Origin of the sequence: Streptomyces sp. NPDC050287 (genome assembly GCF_044459385.1) — a bacterium.
Classification (GTDB): Bacteria; Actinomycetota; Actinomycetes; order Streptomycetales; family Streptomycetaceae; genus Streptomyces.
The window spans coordinates 23,499-42,794 of sequence record NZ_JBITIY010000023.1 but is presented as its reverse complement, the minus strand read 5'-3'; the positions used below and the strand labels follow the sequence as shown (position 1 = coordinate 42,794).

General features: G+C 68.7%; 19 protein-coding genes and 3 pseudogenes. 10 read left to right on the top strand and 12 right to left on the bottom strand.

What is annotated here, in order from left to right:
• The first annotated feature begins 218 nt into the window (after window positions 1–218).
• Both ACIBK3_RS43940 and ACIBK3_RS43935 read left to right on the top strand, forming a co-directional pair.
• Window positions 219–536, top strand: coding sequence for a hypothetical protein (locus ACIBK3_RS43940; RefSeq protein ID WP_399374044.1), 318 nt, complete (start codon window positions 219–221; stop codon window positions 534–536).
• 183 nt (window positions 537–719) lie between these two features.
• Window positions 720–965: pseudogene (locus tag ACIBK3_RS43935) on the top strand (hypothetical protein); the annotation flags it as partial.
• 708 nt (window positions 966–1,673) lie between these two features.
• Here the strand turns inward: ACIBK3_RS43935 and ACIBK3_RS43930 are convergent.
• A complete protein-coding gene (locus tag ACIBK3_RS43930; protein ID WP_399374043.1) occupies window positions 1,674–2,591 on the bottom strand; it encodes a cupin domain-containing protein in 918 nt (305 codons plus the stop codon).
• 170 nt (window positions 2,592–2,761) lie between these two features.
• On the opposite strand from ACIBK3_RS43930, the gene ACIBK3_RS43925 reads away from it, so the two are divergent.
• Both ACIBK3_RS43925 and ACIBK3_RS43920 read left to right on the top strand, forming a co-directional pair.
• Window positions 2,762–3,448 (top strand): SDR family oxidoreductase, encoded by a 687-nt coding sequence (locus ACIBK3_RS43925; RefSeq protein ID WP_399374041.1) that lies wholly within the window; start codon window positions 2,762–2,764, stop codon window positions 3,446–3,448.
• Between the two features lie 132 nt (window positions 3,449–3,580).
• Window positions 3,581–4,498 carry a zinc-binding dehydrogenase gene (locus tag ACIBK3_RS43920; protein WP_399374039.1) on the top strand — a complete coding sequence of 306 codons (918 nt, stop codon included), beginning with the start codon at window positions 3,581–3,583 and terminating at the stop codon, window positions 4,496–4,498.
• Between the two features lie 703 nt (window positions 4,499–5,201).
• On the opposite strand, the gene ACIBK3_RS43915 is transcribed toward ACIBK3_RS43920, so the two are convergent.
• The 3 genes from ACIBK3_RS43915 to ACIBK3_RS43905 form a co-directional block, all read right to left on the bottom strand.
• The gene (locus tag ACIBK3_RS43915) at window positions 5,202–5,729 is read right to left on the bottom strand and encodes a hypothetical protein (RefSeq protein WP_399374038.1); all 528 of its coding nucleotides are present in this window, start codon (window positions 5,727–5,729) and stop codon (window positions 5,202–5,204) included.
• Window positions 5,730–6,151: 422 nt separating this feature from the next.
• Window positions 6,152–7,192, bottom strand: coding sequence for a fumarylacetoacetate hydrolase family protein (locus ACIBK3_RS43910; protein WP_399374036.1), 1,041 nt, complete (start codon window positions 7,190–7,192; stop codon window positions 6,152–6,154).
• A 15-nt stretch (window positions 7,193–7,207) separates the two neighbouring features.
• The gene (locus ACIBK3_RS43905; RefSeq protein WP_399374035.1) at window positions 7,208–8,080 is read right to left on the bottom strand and encodes a pirin family protein; all 873 of its coding nucleotides are present in this window, start codon (window positions 8,078–8,080) and stop codon (window positions 7,208–7,210) included.
• 85 nt (window positions 8,081–8,165) lie between these two features.
• Between ACIBK3_RS43905 and ACIBK3_RS43900 the strand changes: the two genes are divergently transcribed.
• Entirely contained in the window at window positions 8,166–8,627 is a 462-nt protein-coding gene (locus ACIBK3_RS43900; protein ID WP_399374033.1) for a MarR family winged helix-turn-helix transcriptional regulator, read from the top strand.
• Here the strand turns inward: ACIBK3_RS43900 and ACIBK3_RS43895 are convergent.
• From ACIBK3_RS43895 to ACIBK3_RS43880, 4 genes are read right to left on the bottom strand one after another with little or no spacing between them, the layout of a single operon-like run.
• Entirely contained in the window at window positions 8,616–9,506 is an 891-nt protein-coding gene (locus ACIBK3_RS43895; protein ID WP_399374031.1) for a fumarylacetoacetate hydrolase family protein, read from the bottom strand. The two genes, ACIBK3_RS43900 and ACIBK3_RS43895, sit on opposite strands and share 12 nt — an antisense overlap.
• 58 nt (window positions 9,507–9,564) lie before the next feature.
• The gene (locus tag ACIBK3_RS43890) at window positions 9,565–10,230 is read right to left on the bottom strand and encodes a GntR family transcriptional regulator (RefSeq protein WP_399374029.1); all 666 of its coding nucleotides are present in this window, start codon (window positions 10,228–10,230) and stop codon (window positions 9,565–9,567) included.
• Between the two features lies 1 nt (window position 10,231).
• A complete protein-coding gene (locus ACIBK3_RS43885) occupies window positions 10,232–10,774 on the bottom strand; it encodes a VOC family protein (protein ID WP_399374027.1) in 543 nt (180 codons plus the stop codon).
• A 1-nt stretch (window position 10,775) separates the two neighbouring features.
• On the bottom strand, window positions 10,776–11,453 hold the full coding sequence (locus tag ACIBK3_RS43880) for a polysaccharide deacetylase family protein (RefSeq protein ID WP_399374026.1): 678 nt from the start codon (window positions 11,451–11,453) through the stop codon (window positions 10,776–10,778).
• 385 nt (window positions 11,454–11,838) lie between these two features.
• Between ACIBK3_RS43880 and ACIBK3_RS43875 the strand changes: the two are divergent.
• Window positions 11,839–11,979 (top strand): annotated as a pseudogene (locus tag ACIBK3_RS43875) (IS30 family transposase); the annotation flags it as partial.
• 167 nt (window positions 11,980–12,146) lie between these two features.
• Here ACIBK3_RS43875 and ACIBK3_RS43870 read toward each other — a convergent pair.
• Window positions 12,147–12,527: a MerR family transcriptional regulator gene (locus ACIBK3_RS43870; protein WP_399374024.1), complete on the bottom strand. Its 381-nt coding sequence runs from the start codon at window positions 12,525–12,527 to the stop codon at window positions 12,147–12,149.
• Window positions 12,528–12,677: 150 nt separating this feature from the next.
• Here ACIBK3_RS43870 and ACIBK3_RS43865 point away from each other — a divergent pair, with 150 nt between their 5' ends.
• Both ACIBK3_RS43865 and ACIBK3_RS43860 read left to right on the top strand, forming a co-directional pair.
• Entirely contained in the window at window positions 12,678–13,757 is a 1,080-nt protein-coding gene (locus ACIBK3_RS43865) for an amidohydrolase family protein (RefSeq protein WP_399374023.1), read from the top strand.
• Between the two features lie 15 nt (window positions 13,758–13,772).
• The gene (locus tag ACIBK3_RS43860; protein WP_399374021.1) at window positions 13,773–14,708 is read left to right on the top strand and encodes an alpha/beta hydrolase family protein; all 936 of its coding nucleotides are present in this window, start codon (window positions 13,773–13,775) and stop codon (window positions 14,706–14,708) included.
• On the opposite strand, the gene ACIBK3_RS43855 is transcribed toward ACIBK3_RS43860, so the two are convergent.
• Window positions 14,621–15,490, bottom strand: coding sequence for a Tn3 family transposase (locus tag ACIBK3_RS43855; RefSeq protein WP_399374020.1), 870 nt, complete (start codon window positions 15,488–15,490; stop codon window positions 14,621–14,623). The genes ACIBK3_RS43860 and ACIBK3_RS43855 overlap by 88 nt on opposite strands.
• Window positions 15,491–15,511: 21 nt before the next feature.
• Here ACIBK3_RS43855 and ACIBK3_RS43850 point away from each other — a divergent pair, with 21 nt between their 5' ends.
• Both ACIBK3_RS43850 and ACIBK3_RS43845 read left to right on the top strand, forming a co-directional pair.
• The gene (locus ACIBK3_RS43850; protein ID WP_399374019.1) at window positions 15,512–15,757 is read left to right on the top strand and encodes a hypothetical protein; all 246 of its coding nucleotides are present in this window, start codon (window positions 15,512–15,514) and stop codon (window positions 15,755–15,757) included.
• Between the two features lie 246 nt (window positions 15,758–16,003).
• Window positions 16,004–16,954, top strand: coding sequence for an SDR family NAD(P)-dependent oxidoreductase (locus ACIBK3_RS43845; RefSeq protein WP_399374017.1), 951 nt, complete (start codon window positions 16,004–16,006; stop codon window positions 16,952–16,954).
• Window positions 16,955–17,027: 73 nt separating this feature from the next.
• On the opposite strand, the pseudogene ACIBK3_RS43840 reads toward ACIBK3_RS43845, so the two are convergent.
• Window positions 17,028–17,360, bottom strand: a pseudogene (locus tag ACIBK3_RS43840) (transposase); the annotation flags it as partial.
• A 74-nt stretch (window positions 17,361–17,434) separates the two neighbouring features.
• Window positions 17,435–18,778: a class I adenylate-forming enzyme family protein gene (locus ACIBK3_RS43835; protein WP_399374015.1), complete on the bottom strand. Its 1,344-nt coding sequence runs from the start codon at window positions 18,776–18,778 to the stop codon at window positions 17,435–17,437.
• Window positions 18,779–19,296 lie beyond the last annotated feature (518 nt).

Genomic DNA, 19,296 nt, shown 5'->3' with positions numbered 1-19,296 from the left:
AGCAATGACCCTTTCAAGGCAGGCTGTTGTCACCAGGATTTCTGGACAGGGCACGCAGCGCCAGAACCCGTGACCTGTGACGTTGCTAATAGTGGACCGTCGGTAGAGCTGGTGCGGCCCCCATGCACTCACCTGAAATGTTCTCGCTTCCGCAACCCACGTCGATGCCTCGGCGTCCTTCTCCATGACAGACGGCTGCCGATCACCCGGGAGAGCACGTGGCGAAGAAGGACCAGACGACCGACGCGGCAAGGAAGGACCGCGAAAAGTGGATGGCGCGTTTCCAAGTACGGCTGGCCATGCAGCCGGGCGTGGACCGGGCAGTCGTGCTCCAGGCGGTCAAGGATGTCACGGCGCATTGCGCGGATACGGGGGAGGACCCGCAGACCGTCTTCGGTGATCCGGACGCCTACGCCGTGCAGGCCGCCGCGCGGCTGGTGCCGGCGGACCGGGCGGCGCGCGCGAGGCGACACAACGCCGTGGCGGACGCGTTCAGTTCGGTGCTCAAGAGGGTCAGGGATGTCCCCGGTCTGTGACCGGTTGAAGCGACGGGCCTACGCGGACGAGCTTGCGCACATCTACCCCAAGGTCATGGTGGAGCCGAGCGTTCTCTACATCGCCGAGGAGGGCGCACCGGCGACCTCGGCCGGAACAGCCGCCGGTATCGACTTGTGTCTTGAACTTCTCAGGCGTGATCACGGAACGGCCGCAGCGCTCTCAACAGGCATTTTCAAGCAGAGTTTGGGCATGCCGCCGCTGCACTGGCTGACAAACGCAGCGGGTGCGGCACGCGCAGCAGTTGCTGGAGACCACGGACCACGGACCTCGGTATCGAGTCGATCGCTCGTCGGTCCGGGATGGGTAGCGCAACGAATCTTCGTGCGCACTTCACCCGCCAGGTCGGCACGACTCCTAGGGCGTACCGTGCCGCGTTCCGAGGCGAGTCTGCGGTGGTGGCGCTGTGACGGCGCGCAAGAACGCGGCAGTGACTGCCGGCTCCGCCGCATCCACGGGACCAGCCGACTCCACCGCATCCACCGGACCAGCCGACTCCACCGGCTTCCCCAAGTACATCGCCGCCTCCGGCGCTTCCGCCGCCACCTGAATCCGATCACCGAGCTCCCGCTGGACGTTGGCCATCGAGAAGCCCCCGGGCGGCGGTCAGCCGATGAAGCTGTCCGGCCTCAAGACGGCCGCCCTGGTCAACGATCAGCTCACCGTCTTCCCGCCACAGGCGCGGTGTACCAGCTCCAGCGGCCCGTCGACTTCGCTCTGGTCGACGCGCCCCATGAAGTTGTCGCCACTCTGCGGCAGTCCTCCCCGACGGTCTCCTACAGCCCCTGACGCACACATCGCAGCGGGCCGGAACCGTCAACGGTTCCGGCCCGCTCCCGGACAGCTCTCCACAGCGGGAAGAAAGAGACAGGATGGGGGTGGGACAGCTGGGCCGGGCAGACCAGTCGCCCGGATGGTCCTGCCTAGTTGGGCCTGCTTGGCCGGAGCCCCTGGCGACGCGCAGGTCGCTGCAGGCCGCGGTGTCCCGGGTGCAGCATGCACCGGGATATCCAACAAGGCTTCAGCCGCCGCGCGAGGCTCAGCCTCGTCCACAGGAGGAGTCGGTGACGGGCCGGTGCCGTCGCAGGAGCCCGAAGCGCCCCTCCCCGATGCGTTTGTCATGCGTGGCGACTTCTGCTGCGGTACGCGCCCGGCGCGAGGCCGCGGTTGCGTCGGAACGCCCGGCTGAAGGAGTGCGCCGAGGTGTAGCCCACGGCGGTCGCGATCGACTCCACGGTCTCGTCGGTGTCCCGCAGCCGCAGAGCCGCGAGGTCCATGCGCCACCGGGTGAGGTAGTCGCCCGGGGTCTGACCGGTCGCCGCCGGGAAACGGCGCGACAACGTCGCCCTGGACACGCTGATCGCGGCGGCGAGGGTGGCGGTGGTCCACGGGTGGGACGGCTCCTGGTGGATCTTGGTGAGGGCGTCCCGGACGGGCGGGTCGAGAAGACCTCTCAGCCAGCTGACGCGTTCTTCGGCTCGGGCGTCGATTCGCGTGCGGATGACCTGGATCAGCAACAGGTCGATGAGGCTGTTCAGCGCCGCCGTCGTACCGAACCGTGGGTGGGAGAGTTCTCGCACGAGGAGCCGGACGACGTCGTCGAGATGGGGGTGCGTGAGCGCTTCGATGTGGACGACGTCGCTGAGTGCGCCCAGGATCGGAGTGCGCACTTCAGGGTCCTGCTCGTAGTGCAGTGTGACCAGTCCCGCGCAGGCCGGTCGTGAGCCGAGCCGGACCACGTCGCCCCTCTCGCGGGCCCGGGCCGCCTCGGCCCGGTCGCAGGCACCCGGCCTCACGCCCGGCTCACCGGACAGCCCGTGCTCGGTTCCCGCGGGCAGGAACACGACGTCCCCGGTCCGCAGTTCCCGAGGGCGTCGATCCGGCAGGCTGAGCCACACGGTGCCGGCCGTGACGGCGTGGAGGGCGGCACCGGGGTAGGTGTCCAGCCACAAGCCCCACGTACCGCCGGCCTCGATCTGGGTTCCGAGCGAACCACGGGCACCGGCGGCGACAAGGGCGTTGGCCAGGAGATCCACCTCCCCATCTTCCCTCGTGACCGAGTGGTGCCGGGGTGCGCGTGGGGAGCGTCACACCAGTGAGGCAGAAGGACACATCATCGAGGCTGACGGGCGGCGACGAGCCGCGCGGGCCCGTCCTAGCGTGCCACCTGTACAGGCGCCACACGCAGGAGAGTGAGAGCCCGATCATGGAAAACACCGTCGCCCTGGTGACCGGCACGAACCGAGGGATCGGTCAGCAGTTCGCCCGGCTGCTGCTGGAACGAGGCGCGAAGAAGGTCTACGCCACGGCGCGCAACGTCGAACGGATCACCGTCCCCGGTGCCGTGGCGCTGCCACTCGACATCACCGATCCGCAGTCCGTGTCCGCCGTGGCCGAGCAGGCCCAGGACGTGACCCTGCTCGTCAACAACGCGGGGGTCGCCCACGCCCAGGACGTGGTGACCGGCGATCTCGACAAGATACGGGCGGAGATGGAGACCAACGTGTTCGGGACACTGGCGATGGTCCGCGCGTTCTCCCCGGTGCTCGCCCGTAACGGCGGGGGCGCCATCGTCAACATCCTGTCAGCCGCCTCCTGGTTCACCTATCCGGGCAGCAGCTCCTACGCGGTGAGCAAGGCAGCGCAGTGGAGCCTCACGAACGGGATGAGGATGGAGCTGAGGGCCCAGGGAACCACCGTCACCGGCGTCCATGTCGGAATGGTCGACACCGACATGACCGCGGCGCTGGATGTCGAGAAGACCGATCCGGCCGAGTTCGTGCGGATCGTTCTCGACGGGCTGGAAGAGGGCCGCTCGGAGATCGTCGCGGACGACCTCAGCCGGCGTGCCAAGGCCGCCCTCGCCCACGAGCCCGGCCTGTTCGCACCCTGACCCGCACCGTTTCCGGGCCGAGTCATCGGTTCCGGCCCAGTCATCGGTTCCGGCGAGCAGCCGGTTCCGCTTTTTCCCGCGGCACGGCGCATACCCGGCTCGTGACCGTACAGTCCAAGAAGGGACAACCCTGTGCGTGCTCTGGTAGTGGATCCGGACGCCGCCGCTTCCGTGCGACTGACCGAGGTGGCCGAACCCCGCCCCCGCCCGGACCAGGCGCTTGTGGCGGTTCGTCACATCGGCCTCAACTACGGCGAGCTGGTCTTCGCGAGCCGGTGGCCCACTGGCTCCGTACACGGCCACGACGCCGCCGGCGTCGTCGTCGAGCAGGCGGCCGACGGTACCGGCCCGGCTGCGGGCACCCCCGTGGCGATCGGCCTCGCCGCCCACACGTGGGCAGAGCGCGTGGCCGTCGATCTGACCCGGCTGGCCGCTGTCCCCGAAGGGGTCGACCTCGTGGACGCGGCCGCGCTGGGGGTCGCCGGCGTGACCGCCCTGCGCGTGCTGCGCACGCGCTCGGTGTTGCAGAGGCGGGTGCTGGTGACCGGAGCGAGCGGCGGTGTGGGGCGGTTCGCCCTCCAACTCGCCGCCATCGCCGGTGCGCACGTGACGGCTTCGGTCGGCTCCGCCGAGCGCGGGGTCGATCTGCCGAAGCTGGGCGCGGACGAGGTGGTGGTCGGTGTGGAGGGTCTGGAGGATCCGTTCGACCTGGTGCTGGACACGGTCGGTGGTCCGCAACTGGCCGCGGTCTGGTCTCTGCTCGCGGCCGGCGGCACCGTTCACGTCGTGGGACATGCCTCAGGGGAGCCGACCGCCTTCGACACCGGCGCGCTGTTCGCCTTCGGTGAGCCCAGATCGATCACCACGTACGGCGACGTGACCTCTCCGGTCGATGCCGACCTCGCTGACCTGCTCGCGCTGCTGGCTGCCGGGAAGATGTCGGCGCAGGTCGACCTGCGCGGAAGCTGGGAAGACACCACCGACGCCGTGACGGCGCTGAAGAGCCGGCGGGTCAAGGGGAAGGGCGTGCTCGACGTGACCGGGGGGTGACCTGGGCTGTCCTGGGCGGGAACGGTGTATTCGGTGAGGCCGTCGCTCGGCGCGATTCCGTAGTCGTCGGCGATTTCCTTGCCGCCCGCCCGCAGCGAGCTCGTCACCGAGGTTGTCTGGCTGTGCCCCAGTGCCCGCCGCCGTCGCCGAACAGGGGCAGACAGGCCCTGATGACGTTCCCGTACCGCACAGCGCCGGGGAACCCCGTCAGCGGTCCGGCGTCCGTGGTGCCGTTCAGAGCCGGGCCGAACACGCCGACGTTGAACTGCTCGCGGTAGCTCCGGCAGTAGCTCGCGACCAGGGTCCCGTCGGACGTGTGGGCAGTGACCTCGGCCTGGACCCTTCTGCCCTCGACGGGTACCCCGCCCGGAAGTCGACCTTGGCGAGCTGCTTGCGCTGCACCTTCTCGCTGAAGCCGCCCAGCTGCCCCGTGTGTTCCCAGGCCAGGTGATAGGTGACCGGCCGGCCCTCGCCGTCCTGGCGTCTCCAGCCGCCGGCGTACAGGGCGGATGCTTCGTCCCCGGGCTGCTCGGGCCCGAGCAGCCCGAACCGCGCGCCCGTGAAGGTCGGCAGCAGGTACTCGCGGATGCCCTTGGTGAGGCCCTCGCCCGCTCGTAGCTGAAAGTGGCCGTGGCTTCGATGTTCTCGGCCGCCGCGTCGGGCACGGTGATCCTCACCGGCTGCGCCTGCCGGGCATCGACGGTCACGCTGGTGTCGCGTCCAGCCGCAGCCTCGGCTGCACCAGCACGGCGTGAGTGGGTGAGGTGTAGTCCGGGTGGATGACCCCGCTGAGGGTGTAGTCGCCTTTGGGCAGGCGTACCGTCAGCTCGCCGTCCTCCGCGTCGGCGTAGCTCTCGTAGAACTTCCTGCCGATGGCCTCCAGGGAGGTGGCGGTGTCCCCGGTGGGCTCGCCGTTCTCGTCGAGGTGCTTCAGCGTCAGGTCGTACGACTCGATCTCGCGCTCCACCCCGACGGCGGTACGCACCTGGACCGTGCCGTCCGCCGACGCGGCGGTGACCGAGCCGCCGAAGGTGCCGTCGGCGCTGCCGGCGCGGGTGTCCGCCGTGACGTTCGCGCTCGCCTCGCCGCCCGCCGGGACGGTGAGCCGCTGCGGCGACACGGAGAACATGCCCTCGGCGGCCGGTTTGCCGTCCACCGAGAACGCGTCGACGGACAGCTCCAGGGTGACCGGCTGCGTACCGAGGTTGCGGTACGTCAGCTGGCTGGTCACCGGTTCGTCGTCGTTGTGCGGCCACTGCTGCGTGCCGAAGCTGACCGGTTCCTGCTCGGTGATGACGCTCTGGTCCAGCGCCCGGACCAGGTCGGTGCGGCCGGTGCCCTGCTGGAAGGAACTGTACGGACCCGGCTTCGCGGAGCCGGTGAGGACCGCCTTGAGGCGCTCGCCGCTCCAGTCGGGGGGCGGGCGGCCGTCAGGTTGTCAGGCGTCCGCGGTTGTTTCCTGACAAGAAGTCACCGTCGGCCGCCCCCGCTTCGGACACGGGGGCGCCTCCATGTCTTTCGTCAAGCGAGGCGTGAGGTTCGGGGTTCGGGGTTCGCGGTTGGGGGATACGGGATGACGATGTCGAGGGTCACGACGTGCTCATGGCGGGGGTGGCGCGGGGCGGCGCTCCAGGACAGCATCGCTCCTGGGGCTCACGAGTCGAATGACGGTGCCGGGGATGCGCCGGTTGACGGTGCCGGGGGTGCGCCGGTGTAACTGGGCACTCCGGCGCCACGCGGTGCGATCTGCCGTGCGCCGACCGGATTGCTGAGCACTCCGACGCCGGAAGCCTCCAGCTCCACCACGTCACCGGGCTGGATCCAGCGGTCGAGCTCCAGGCCACAGCCTCCGCCGACCGTGCCGAGGGCCAGGAATTCGCCGGGGTGGACCGGCTCGTCGAGTGAGGCCCACGCCAGCACTTCGGCGAAGGAGAACTGCCGGTTCCGGGTGGTTCCAGTCGCCCAGGTCTCGCCATTGACGCGAGCTGTCATCTCAACTGCCCACTCGTCCACTTCGTCCATCGTGAGCACGCAGGGCCCCATCGCGGTGCAGAAGTCCTTGCCCTTGGACGGCCCGATGCCGAGGCTCATCTCGAACAGCTGGATGTCCCGTGCGCTCACGTCGTTGAAGATCGTGACGCCGGCGATCAGGCCGGCCGCCTGGTCCGGGGTGAGGTTCACGCCGCCGCCGGAGGTGAAGAAGCCGAGTTCGAGTTCGAAGTCGAGCTGCCCCGTGTACGACGGCCACAACAGTGGTTCACCGGGCCCGATGACCGTCTCGGTGTTGCACTTGTAGCAGATGGGCATGGAGGTGAAGGCGGGCGGAACGGGCAGCCCGGAGCCCGCCGCGTGGTCGGAGTAGGTGAGGTAGTCACGGATCCGGCGCGGTCGTGGGACCGGCGCCAGCAGCCGGACCGTGTCCCTGGGCAGGACTGCGGGTGCGCCGTCCGGCGCGATCAGCTCGGGCCCGAGCTGATCGGCCAGCTGCACCGCCCGCGCTGCCAGGTCCTTGCCGCGTCGGCCGCTTTGGAAGAATGACACCATCTCTGTGGGCAACTGGGGCACGTCACCGCGACCGCGGTGCTGCATTTCCGAAGCGGCACGCAGGACACGATCGGGATCGACGACGGCCTCACCGTGCTGGATTCCCAGCCTGGGCTGCTCGCTCAGGTCGGCGTAGGTGACCAGACGCATTTGTCTCCCGTTCTCTCAGCGGTACTGCAGGCGGGCCTGGCGCGGCACGTCGCCGAATGCGCCTCGGTCGAAGTCATGGAAGGCCTGTTCGATCTCGGCCCGGGTATTCATGACGAAGGAACCGCCGATGGCGACGGGTTCCCTGATCGGCTCTCCGCTGTAGACCATGACGACGCTCGGCGTGTCCCCATCGCCCGTCTCCAGGGCGATCGACGACACGAGCGCTCGGGGAACGGGGTCGGACCAGGCGGTCTGGCCTTCCCGTACGGTTCGTCCGGCGATGGTGAGCTGCCCGGTCAGGACGTACAGGAACGCGCGGTCTCGACCCGGCAGGACGTGGTCGAGACGCCGCCCGGGCTCCAACGTGATGATCGCGCCGGAGACGGGCCACTCGTTGACCGCCGGCCCGGTGATGCCGCCCACCTCGCCCGCGATCAGGTCGATCCGTGCCCCGTCCCGCTCGATGACCGGGCGCCGTGACGCGCGCAGGTCCTGGTAGCGGGTGCCGGTCAGCTTGCGGTGTGCCGGCAGATTGACCCACAGCTGGAGCGTGTGGGCCCGCTCGTCACGGAAGGCGAGTTCGAGGTGGATGATGCCGCGTCCCGCCGTCATCCACTGCACGTCCCCCGTGGTCAGCGCGCCGGCGTTGCCGGCGTTGTCACCGTGCTCAAGGACGCCGTCGAGGACGAGGGTCACGGTCTCCAGCCCGCGGTGCGGGTGCCAGTTGAAACCGGGGGAGGAGAACCAGTCTTCCCCGAGCACCACGAACGGATCGGTCAGCTCCGGCCGCGCCGGGCTGATGATCATGTACTTGTCGTCCACCTGTGCGTCCGGTCCAAGATGTGTCTTGGTCTCGACCCGGACGACGGTGCGCGGTGCGGCTTCCATCAGTTCCCCACTCCATCGAGTTGACGTGTCACCCCAAGAGTCATGCCGCGGAGTTGATTAGTCAACTCGCGAGTATGATGGCCTCATGGTGCTGAAGGGACTGACCGAACGTGAGCTTCGCGCATGGCGGACGTCCTTCGAGATGCTGGAGCTGCTGAGGACACGTATCGAGCAGCAGCTCCAGGCCAGCAGCGGTCTGTCCAACGCGGACTACACCGTGCTCGCGCTGCTGTCCGAGGCGCCCGACCGACGGATGCGCGTCTTCGAGCTCGCCAGGGGAGCCGGCTGGGAAAAGAGCCGCATGCACCACCAGCTCACCAGGATGGGCAAGCGAGGCCTGGTCATCCGGGAACGGTGCGGCTCGCGCGGGATGGAGGCGGTGATCACGGCGGACGGCCTCGCCGCGCTCAGGAAAGCTGCTCCCAGCCACGCTCAAGAGGTCCGGCGCCTGTTCGTCGACCGCCTGACACCCGAAGAACTCGACCAGTTCGCGGGCCTCTCGGCCACCATCCTCGACTCCCTGCGAGCAGACTCGTCACCCGGCTGACGCCGATGCGACAACCGAGTCGGTACGTGAGAGGAAACGCTGGCGGAGTTCTCCGATGCCCACCACCCAGCTGCGCAGTTCGTCGCCCGGGCCGAGGAAGCGCGAAGGTGTCCGGCCCGCTCCGACCCCGGCTGGTGTGCCCGTGAAGATCACGTCGCCGGGGTACAGGGTGACGATCGACGACAGGTATGCCACCAGTTGCGGGATCGAGAAGAGCATGTCGGCCGTCCGGGCCTTCTGCATCTCCTCGCCGTTGACCGCGCACCCGAGCGTCAGATCGTCCGGATCGGCCAGTTCGTCGGGCGTCACCAGCACCGGGCCGGTGGGCGAGAAGCCGGGGTGTGACTTCGCCAGGCAGAACTGCGGGGCCGGGCCGCGCATCTGCAGCCGCCGTTCGGAAAGGTCCTGGCCCACCGTCAGGCCCGCCACGTGGTCCCAGCCCTTGCTGACGTCCACGTCGCGGGCGGTCCGGGAGATGACCGCCACGATTTCCACCTCCCAGTCGACCTCCCCGTAAGGCAGCGACACGTCGGTGACGGGGCCGGAGAGGGAGCTGGAGAACTTGGTGAACACGGTCGGCTCTTCGGGCAGGGTGGTGAAGCCGCCCTCGGCGGCGTGGTCGCGGTAGTTGAGGCCAATGGCGAACACCTGGCGGGGCGCGGGCGCGGGCGGACCGAGCGTCGCCGGGTCGAGCGTCGACAGGTCGAACTCGGCGGTCGCAGGGACGCCTTGCGCGGCGGCCCACCGCTTGAGGTCGTCGAAATTCTCGTAGGCGGCTTGCGGGTCCGGGCTGAACCGGCCGTTGCTGGCAGTGGCGACGTCTATGACGCCGTCAGCGAGCAGGAGGGTCAGACGACCCCCGAGGTTGGCGATCCGCATGGGTGCAGACTCCTGTGAAGACTCGAGTGCTCATGAATTTTCGAAAATCTGGCCGTGCTCAGTCTTCCAACGCGGCCAGCAGTGCGGTGGTGGTCCTGCGGATGTGCGCCCGCAGCAGCGCGGCGGCCAGGTCGGCGTCGCGCTGGAGGGTCGCCTCCAGGATGGCGGCGTGCTCGGCCGCGACGTCGCGATCGCGGTCGCGGCCGAGCGAGAACGCCCAGCGCCGGTACACCTCGGCGGCATCGCGCAACGACGCGGCGATCGTCCTGAGTCGTACGTTGGCGCAGCCATCAAGCAAGGTGTCGTGGAAACAGGCGTGCGCCGCGGCCCAGTCCTCGCTCACGCGAGGGGTGACTTCGCCGTCCACGACCGGAGTGCGCGCCAGCTCATGGTGAGCGGCCAGCAAACGGGACTCCCAGGCGACGTCACCATCGGCAACGGCGCGGCGCAGCGCCAAGCCCTCGATCTCCTCACGGGCATCGCTCAGATCCCGTAGGTCGGTGCCGGACAACGGGGACACCTGGAAGCCTTGCTGCTGCTCACCACGGACCAGTCCTTGCTCGGCGAGCCGGACCAGAGACTCCCGCAGCACGCCCATGCTCGTCCCGTAAACCCCGCACAACTCGCCGTAGCGGAGTCGCTGTCCCGGGCGCAGTACGCCGCCCAGGATGTCGCCGCGCATGCGCATGAATACGTCCTGCGCCTTGGTCCGGCCCGGTGGCACGTCAGCGCCAGGGGTTGTTGCTGGTGTGGTCGCCGCCGAGCCAGCGCGCGAGGTCGGCGTGCGCGGTCTCGCGCCGCTCGGCGTAGATCTTCTCCGCCTCGGGGTGGTCGACGGCGAACTCGACCATCAGCCCGTCAGGGTCCGTGACGTACAGCGAGAGGCAGTACCCGTGGTCCATGACGAACGTGTCCGGCTCGCTGTAGCCGGCTGCGGCGAGACGCTTGCGAATGCCGTCCTGGGTCTCCTGGTCGACCTTGAAGGCGATGTGGCTGCGCGGCGGCGCTCCGGGCGCGAGTTGGCGGTCGCGTGTGAACTCCTCGTGGTCCTTCGGATCGGCGTACTGGAAGAAGGCCAGGGCGCTGCCGTCGGCCATGCCGTAGAAGGTGTGGCAGTAGGTGCGCTCCGCCCCGAACACCTCCTCGACCTCGGTCCACGTGGCCAGCAGGGGCAGGCCGATCAGGTCCTCGTAGAAGCGCCGGGTGGCCTCCTGGTCGTCGACCGTCCAGGCGTGGTGGTGCATACGGAAGGGAAGTTTCGTACTCACGTCAATCAGCTCCATTGGTGAGGTGGGAGAGTGAAGACTGCTGCCGGCCCTGCCTGATGGGCACGCAGGCGTCCGGGAAGTCGGTGACGAGTTCGGCGTTCATCGCGGCCAGTCCGTCCAGGAACGCCGGAAGCCGTGCCATGGCACCGGTCTCCATGTCATGAAGGACCACGACGGCCCAGTCGGTGCGGGCGACGCCCGCCAGGGCGTCGCCCACCCAGCCCATGGGATTGGCCCAGTCGTGCGGCAGGGTGTTCCACAGCACACACGTGTAACGGTGTTCCCGCAGATACCGCACGGCCGCCGGACTGAACACCCGCTGGTCGAGAACGCCTCCCGCCGCGTACGGCCGGAACAAACGTTCCCCCTCGGTTTCACCGGTCCCGGCCAGCGCGTCGATGTCGGGCTCGATGGCCGTGATCTCCGCTGCGACGGCCGCGTCGGGATCGTCGGCCGCGCCGAGTTGCAGGGTGTGCGTGGCCGTGTGATGCCCGATTCGGTGCCCTTCCGACGCGGCCCGCTTCGCGAGATCCAGGCCGCCTGGCCGCCTCAGTTGGGCCCCGACCACGAAGAACGTGGCGGTGACCCGGTGTTGCGCCAGCACATCCAGCACGCGGTCGGTGACCCCTGGGGTCGGCCCGTTGTCGAACGTCAGCGTCACCCGCCTGTTACCGGACATGGGCAGCCTCCGAAAACCGTTCGAGTTGATGTGTCACCTCGTACGGTAGGCCGCCGTGGTATCGAAGACAACAGATTCTCGAAAATTCGCGGACCGAATCAGGTGGCGAACGTCGGGCCTTCACTGGGGCTGGGGCGAGTTCGCTCGGTGGAGGGGTGCCTGCTTGATCACCTGCGCGGGCGGGCCGACGGGGTGCGAGGGTGAGTCGTTGACCGGAGTACGGAGGGCTCACCGGACGCGGGCGCCCTCAAGGGCACGGGCGACGCGATCTACGAGACCACGTGATGATCCTCGACATGCCGGTCATCTTCGACCCGGCTGCAGCCGCGCGCGGGCGGGCGCTCGGGCTCCGAGGGCGACCTCGTGATGGGACCGGGGCCGCGAGATGGCTGAACACCAGGCCATCACGGCCGAGACCGGCATGCCGATCTACCTCTGCAAACCACGCGGCACTTGGCATCGAGGCGCCAACGAGAACACCGACCGCCTGCTACGGCAGTACTTGCCCAAAGGCGCGGACCTCCGCACGTTCAGCCAGGCCTACCTCGACGCCATCGCCCTCGAGCTCAACCACCGTCCCCGCAAAGTCCATGGTCACCGCACTCCGGCAGAGGCCTGCGCTGACATCCTGAACAGCGGTGATGCACTGACCGCTTGCGCTCGCCACCCTTTTCCGACGGGGCTGGTGCAGGTCTATGCAGTCGCGTCTCGTGGGCAGGGGGCGCCTGTGCGCATGTTGGATGAGGCGCCGTCGATGACGGAGTCGAGCCTGTCCCGGGTATGGGTGAGATCCGCGATGCGCCGGTCGAGGTGGTCGCGTTCCGCGGCCAGGCGCTGGAGCAGTTCAGGGGTGGCCTTGCCGTCGATGACGCACGGCGTCAGCTCGGCGATGGCTTTGCTGCTCAGTCCGGCGGCGTACAGCTGGCGGATGAGGTGTATCCGGTCGACGGCGGTTTCCGCGTAGTGACGCTGGCCACTGCTGCTGCGCTCGGCGGTGAGCAGGTTCTGTTCCTCGTAGTACCGCAGGGCCCGGGTGGTGACTCCCGTGCGTTGGGCGAGTTCCCCGATCCGCATGTCTGCCCCTTTTTGCGTGTTCCGCATCACACGCATTTGCCTTTCACGTCAACGTCAAGTTTTACGGTAGCTCATGTGCCCGCTAGCGGGCGAATGATCCCGTCAGATCCCTTATGGGACTGAGGTGAACGACGAACGGACGGAATGTCCATGAGTGAGGACACTGCGACGGCCCGGCGGGTGATCGGCGTCGAAGAGCACGCCTGGACCCCGGAACTGCGCCGCGCCCTTCTGCGGTGGGGCGGTGACGCGACCGTCAACAAGATGAGCAGCCAGGGGGAGGTGAACCTGCGCCTGCTCGACGTCGGCGAGGAACGCCTGGCCCGCATGGACGCCAGCGGCGTGGACATGGAGGTCCTGTCCATCACGACGCCCGGGACCCAGCCCCTGCCGCCGCAGGTCGCGGTCCCGCTCGCCCGGGAGGCCAACGACGTACTGGCCGACGCGGTGCGGCGCCACCCCGACCGTTTCGCGGCTTTCGCCACGCTGCCCACGTCCGATCCCCAGGCCGCCGCCGCGGAACTCGAGCGAGCGGTCACCCTGGGACATGTCGGGGCGATGCTCTTCCCGCGAACGAGCGAAATCTTTCTCGACCACGCCAGCTTCCGGCCCGTCTTCGAAGCCGCTGCCCACCTCGGTGTGCCGCTGTATATCCACCCAGCCATGCCGCCCCGAAAGCTCATCGATACCGCCTACAGCGGCTTCGATGAGATGACGGGCCTGCTGCTGTCCACCGGAGGATGGGGATGGCACTCCGAGGCCGGCCTGGCGACTCTGCGCCTGATCCTCGCCGGGACCCTGGACCGGCACCCGGACCTGCAGATAGTCCTCGGTCACTGGGGCGAGATGCTCGTCCCCTTCGCCGATCGTGCCGATCTGCTCAGCACCGCTGCCCCGCACTTGCAGCGCCGCGTCCTGGACTACATCACCGGAAACCTCGCCGTCACCGCCGGCGGCCTCTACAGCCACCGCATGCTCAGCGCGGCCGTGGACGTGCTGGGACCCGACCGGGTCATGTTCGGAGCCGACTCCCCCTACGGCGCCCCCACAACAGAAGACGGCCAAGAGCACCGGGGTCTTGGCGGCGTCGACTCCCGCGGCACGTTCGGCGGGCCGGGCGGCGCCCGCGGCTTCGTCGACCAAGCCCCGCTCGACGAGCGGGGCCGGGACAAGCTCGGCCACCTCAACGCCGAACGCATCCTCCGCCTCTCCCGGCCCGCTACCTCCTGAAAGGCAGACACACGCATGACCACCCACCACACCACCGGCCTCACCGGCACTGCCCCCACCGCGACGGTCTCCGTCAAGCCGCTCGTGATGAGCGCACCGCAGCGCGGCGAGGACCTGCACGTCCGCGTCACCGCCCCCACCACCGGCACAAGCCTGCCCGTCGTGCTCTTCGCCCACGGCTTCGGCTCCAACCTGGACGGCTACGCCCCGCTGGTCGATCACTGGGCCGCCGGCGGCTTCGTCGTCGTCCAGGCCACCCACCTGGACTCCAAGCGGCTCGCCCTCCCCGCCGACGACCCCCGCCGGTCCGGGATATGGCGCTACCGCGTCCAGGACATGCGGCGCATCCTCGACGAGCTCACCACCCTGGAGGCGAGCATGCCGGGGCTGGAAGGCCGCATCGACCACAGCCGCGTCGTTGCGGCCGGGCACTCCTTCGGCGGCCAGACCGCCGGCATCCTGGTGGGCCTGCGCGTCACGGACCCGGACACCGGCGCCGCCGAGGACCTGTCCGATGCCCGGGTCATGGCCAGCATCCAACTGGCCACGGCGGGACAGGGCGGCGACGAACTGACCCCCTTCGCCTACGACAACCTTCCCTGGCTGCGCGACCAGGACTTCTCCCACATCACCGCCCCCGGCCTCGTCGTCGCCGGAGACAAGGACGACCTCCCGCTCACCACCCGAGGCCCGGCCTGGACGACAGACCCCTACACCCTCAGCCGCGGCAACAAGAGCCTCTTGACCGTCCACGGCGGCGAGCACTTCCTCGGCGGCATCTCCGGCTACCAGGCAGCCGAGACCACCGACGAGAACCCCGACCGTGTCGCCCTCGTCCAGCAGGTCACCCTCGCCTACCTGCGTCACATCACCGGAATCGACCACACTGACTGGAACAACGCCCGAGCGATCCTCACGGACCACCCGCTGGGGCACCTCGAAACCAAGTGACCCCGCCACCCGCAGCCGCATGTCCTCCTTGCGCCCAGCGGATGACCGGGACACGCCGGGCGCAGCGCGCCGGCGGCCGGGGTGGAGGCGGTAAAGCTGTAGCGGCCGAGCACGTTCAGGTTGCGGTGCTTGAGCGGGGACAGGCGGGCGACATCCTCGTCGCGGATCTCGTGGCCCTCGGCCTGGAGTTGGGTGACGTGCGGCGTCGATGTACTTCGTCGTCCAGAGCACGACGGCATTGAGGACCAGGCCGAGCGCGCCGAGTGGTCCTCCAGCCCGTCGTGGTACGCCTGGTGGATGGTGCCGCGCTTGCCGTGGCACACGTCGCGGGCGAGTTTGTGGCGGGACTCCTGCACGGTCAGCTGCCGGTTCATCTGCCTGCGGTAGGTGTCGTCGACCGGGTCGACCACGCGCAGCAGGTGCTCGGTCTTCGCGATCCGCCCGTACTCTGCGAACGCCTGCCCCAGCGGGACCGGGCGGTTCTCCCGTCCGAGCATCCGCGGCAGGTCGTAGGCGCGGACCTGGTTGGTGACCAGGGAGCCGGCGACCTTCAGCATGTCCGGCCAGTGCGTGATCACCTTGTTCAGGTTCACGCGGTTGCGGGCCAGGTCTTCCAGCGCGCCGTACGTGCTCGTCCCGACGCCGGGCACCGTGGCCCGCCAGAACCGCTGGTCGTCCAGGTCGCGGAACCGGAGGCTGAAGTTGTAGCCGAGGATCTTGAACTGGCCGAACACCATGTCGAAGTACGAGGCGTTGTCGGTGGCCACCATCTCCGGCTTCACGCCGCCGTCCCCACCCGGCCGGTGCCGCCTCCGGCTCACGACGCCGGCACCGAGGGGCTGCGGTCCACTGGGCCCGTCCCACGGCCCGAACTGAGCGAGGCCCTGTTCACCGTGCTCGAGCAGGAGCTCGCCAAGGGCCCCGTCGCGCACGGCTGGCGGGACCAGACGTGGACACTGGCGCGCATCAAGACGTTGATCGGGCGCAGGTTCTACATGAGCATGACGCTGTTCCGGGCGCAGGACACTAGGGCCTGTGTGATGTTGTGATCAACCAGTGTGACTGGGCGCCCGAGTTGACCACTGAGTGCTTCATCTGGCCGCGCTCGCGACCAGTTCTGCGCCGGTCGTGGCGTAGCGGCGTTCTTGCTCTCTGCAGTTAGCCGGGAGGGGTATCGGAAGTCTGTCGGCGCTAACCGTGATCCTGTCGGCGGTATGTCGGTGGAGGTTGCGACCGTGGTCGGGTTGGTGTTCTTCATGAGCACGCTGCCCAAAAAACGCAAGGAGCCTGTCATCGTGTCATCCGCATCCCAGAGCCGAGCGTGGGACGTTCACCGGCTGCCGTCTGCCGAGGGCAGGATCTTCCTGGTGACCGGGGGGAACGCCGGGATCGGCTACTTCGCCGCGGAGCAGCTCGCCGCCACCGGCGCCGTCGTCGTACTCGGCAGCCGGGACGCCGCGAAGGCCGACGCCGCCATGGCCTCGATCCGCTCGCGCGTTTCCGGTGCGCGTGTGCGGCACTTGCAACTTGACCTCGCCGACCTGTCGTCCCTGAAGACCGCCGTGGACAGGCTGGACCTCGATCATCTCGACGCGGTGGTCTACAACGCAGGGGTCGCTCTCGACGACCCGCCGCGTCGAGAGACCAGGGACGGTCACGAGCTGATGTTCGGCACCAACCACCTCGGTCACTTCGCGCTCACCCAGTGGCTGGCTCCCCTGCTGTCCGCGGCGTCGGCGGGTCGCATCGTGACGGTGGGAAGCTTCGCGGCGCGGTCCGAGCGACTGGACATGGGCGATCTGCAGTCCACCCAGGACTACCGGCCCAAGCGCACCTACGGCCGATCGAAGCTGGCGCAGATGTGCTTTGGTTTCGAACTCGACCGCCGCCTGCGTGCCGTCGGCAGCACGGTTCTCAGTGTGGTGGCCCACCCCGGCGGCGCACTGGACTCCCTCACCCCGTCCCGCCCGCCGGTAGGCGTGACAACCCCCGGCGAGCGGCTGCGCGCCTTGCCCTCCGCGCTCTTGGTGCAGGGCAAGGACGCTGGAGCATGGCCCGTCGTCCGCGCCGTCCTCGACTCGGAGGTGCAGGGAGGGCAGCTATGGGGGCCGAGGGTCTTCGGCCTGCGTGGCATACCGCGGCGTGAGCCCGTCCCCTCTCATATGGCCGACCCGGCCGTCGCCGCTCGCCTGTGGGCCGTCAGCGGTGAGCTGGTCGGCACCGATCCGCACCTCGGCTTTCGATAGACGCGGAGCCGCGCCCAGGACGGCCGCCCTGTGGCAAGCTGCCATGTTCAGCCCGGCCAACCGGGCTCAGTCACAACCCGGCGGCGTCGTGGTGGGCGCGGGCGGTAGTGGAGTCGACGCTGACCAAGGACAAGTCCGTCTTCCCCTGGCGGGCGGCCTCGGCGATCAGGCCTTCCAGCAGCGTGGTGAAGACGCCGACGTCCCTCCAGACCCGGAAGCGGCCGTAGACCGTCGGCCAAGGACCGAACTCACGGGGCATCTCCCGCCACTGAGCGCCGGACCGGAACCGCCAGATCACCCCCTCAAACTGCTCCCGTAGCCGCTCGGGGTACGGGCCGAACCCGCCGACCGGCAGGTAGGGCTCGATCAACGTCCACCGCTTGTCGGTGAGTTGCCTGCGCGTCACGTGCAGCGTCTTACCGGATCCCGTCTGTGCACGGGGACGGGAACCCGAAGACCGATCGCAACATCACACAGGCCCTAGACGAACTGATCCCCATCTGCGCGGAGCTGCCTGCGTAGGATCTTGCCATTCCCGTTTCGGGGCAATGCATCCAGCCATACGACGTCCTGCGGGACCTTGTACCAGGACAGGCGGGATTGGGCGAGATCGACCAGCTCGGCAGCCAGGGCATCGGTCTCCATGCTTTCACCCGACCCGGTTGCGGGGACGGCCACCACATACGCGCGCAGACTCGTGTCCCCGGCTGGACGACGCACAGCGCTGACTGCCGCTTCAAGCACGCGCGGGTGACTCTCGAGGAGCCGCTCGACTTCGCCCGGCACCACGTTCTGCCCACCGATAACTTCGACATCGTCGAGCCGGCCATGCACGTGCACGACGCCGTCCTCGTCAAGCGACGCCAAATCCCCGGTCGGCCACCAGGTGTCAGTCAGCTGATCGGGAACGAGGCTGCCTCCCTGGGCAACGCCGCGAGTGGCGAAGGGTACGCGTATGCGCAACTCACCACGCCGCCCCACGGGCATCGTGTGCCCGTCAGCGTCGACAATTCGCACCGGCCTGCCCTCGAACGCTGGCCCGACTGCCGAAGGCAGTTCGTACGCGGCTGGTCGGCCGAGAGCGATGCCGCCGATCTCGGTCGCGCCGAAAACATTGACCAGCCGCTCCCCGAGGATTGGCACCAACTGCTCGCGCAGCCGCGCCGAGAGCACTTCCCCAGCGCACGTCACCCGCTGAAGTCGGCCGAGTATCTCGACGTGACCGGGCTCGAGCAGCAGCCGCGCAAGGAAGCTCGGCTGCGCGAACAGGGTTGTGACCTGGTGGCGGCGCATGAGCTCAAGCGCTGCAGCGGGGGTCGCACGAGGACGCGAGAGCACGGTGAGCTGCCCGGTTTCGAGCGTGGTGAGCAGTGAGACGCTCAGCCCGCCCAGGAAATACATCCGCGACACCGACAACCCGACAGCCCCGGGCCCGACAACGCCGGGCTCGGCTGTCATGTGCGGGCCGCGCGCGCCACCGAAGTTGTCATGGAGGAAAAAGCACAGCTTCGGCGCGCCCGTGGTGCCGGATGTGAAGAGGGCGAGTGCTGGCGCATCCCCGCCATCGGCGAATCGGGTGTCCGGCTCTCCCGCGACCAGCGGTTCGATCCCGGTGGTCGGGGCCAGCCCCGCAGTGTCGAGCCATCCGGCGGTGTCCGGGTCGACCACCGCCAGTGCTGGCTCCGCCGTCGCCACGTCCCGCGTCAGGTCCTCCCGGCTCATCTGGACGTTGACCGGCACCGCGACGAGACCGGCCTGCCAGGCTCCGAGTAAGCACCAGACCAGCTCGATGCTGTCGGGCAGAGCGAGCAAGACCCCGGTCACCGCGGTGTAACCCTGCGGCCCGGTAACCGCTCGCAACCCGCGCCGCACCCTCGAAAACTTGGTTGAACGTCCAAGCACGGTCGTCAACCAGGAAGGCAACTCTGTCGCTCCACCCCTGGCCACGAGCATGCTCAGCCAGGTATTGCGTCAGGTTTTCAGACATAGCGACGGACAATCTCCACATCTCTCTTCCGCGCGGTGACGGCCGGCAGCGCGCCAGCGACCGTACAGGCCAGGCGCGCGGCGCGGCGGCTGGTGAGGCGTGTCATCAAAGGCTCCCGATCAGTCGATGATCGTCCCAGTGGAATGCAGAGCCGACAACCGGTCAGCATGCAACGCCGCTCAACCTATGGAGATCGACACGGCAACGCTTGTACCGCAGCGCCACCACATGGAACCTCGGTGCCAAGTCCCCTGAGCGTCTGATCAGTTGTGGGTTGGGTTGCCCCGGTCCCAATGGAGTCGGATTGCTGACAATTGACGATCCAGAAGCCTTCGGAGGCCATGATGCCCCGTAG

Excerpts from the sequence above, each read along its gene's own strand:
- ACIBK3_RS43905 (WP_399374035.1), bottom strand. The coding sequence starts at position 8,080 with ATGGAAGCCGCACCGCGCACCGTCGTCCGGGTCGAGACCAAGACACAT.
- ACIBK3_RS43865 (WP_399374023.1), top strand. The coding sequence starts at position 12,678 with ATGAGTGAGGACACTGCGACGGCCCGGCGGGTGATCGGCGTCGAAGAG.
- ACIBK3_RS43900 (WP_399374033.1), top strand. The coding sequence starts at position 8,166 with ATGGTGCTGAAGGGACTGACCGAACGTGAGCTTCGCGCATGGCGGACG.
- ACIBK3_RS43880 (WP_399374026.1), bottom strand. The coding sequence starts at position 11,453 with ATGTCCGGTAACAGGCGGGTGACGCTGACGTTCGACAACGGGCCGACC.
- ACIBK3_RS43895 (WP_399374031.1), bottom strand. The coding sequence starts at position 9,506 with ATGCGGATCGCCAACCTCGGGGGTCGTCTGACCCTCCTGCTCGCTGAC.
- ACIBK3_RS43910 (WP_399374036.1), bottom strand. The coding sequence starts at position 7,192 with ATGCGTCTGGTCACCTACGCCGACCTGAGCGAGCAGCCCAGGCTGGGA.
- ACIBK3_RS43925 (WP_399374041.1), top strand. The coding sequence starts at position 2,762 with ATGGAAAACACCGTCGCCCTGGTGACCGGCACGAACCGAGGGATCGGT.
- ACIBK3_RS43860 (WP_399374021.1), top strand. The coding sequence starts at position 13,773 with ATGACCACCCACCACACCACCGGCCTCACCGGCACTGCCCCCACCGCG.
- ACIBK3_RS43870 (WP_399374024.1), bottom strand. The coding sequence starts at position 12,527 with ATGCGGATCGGGGAACTCGCCCAACGCACGGGAGTCACCACCCGGGCC.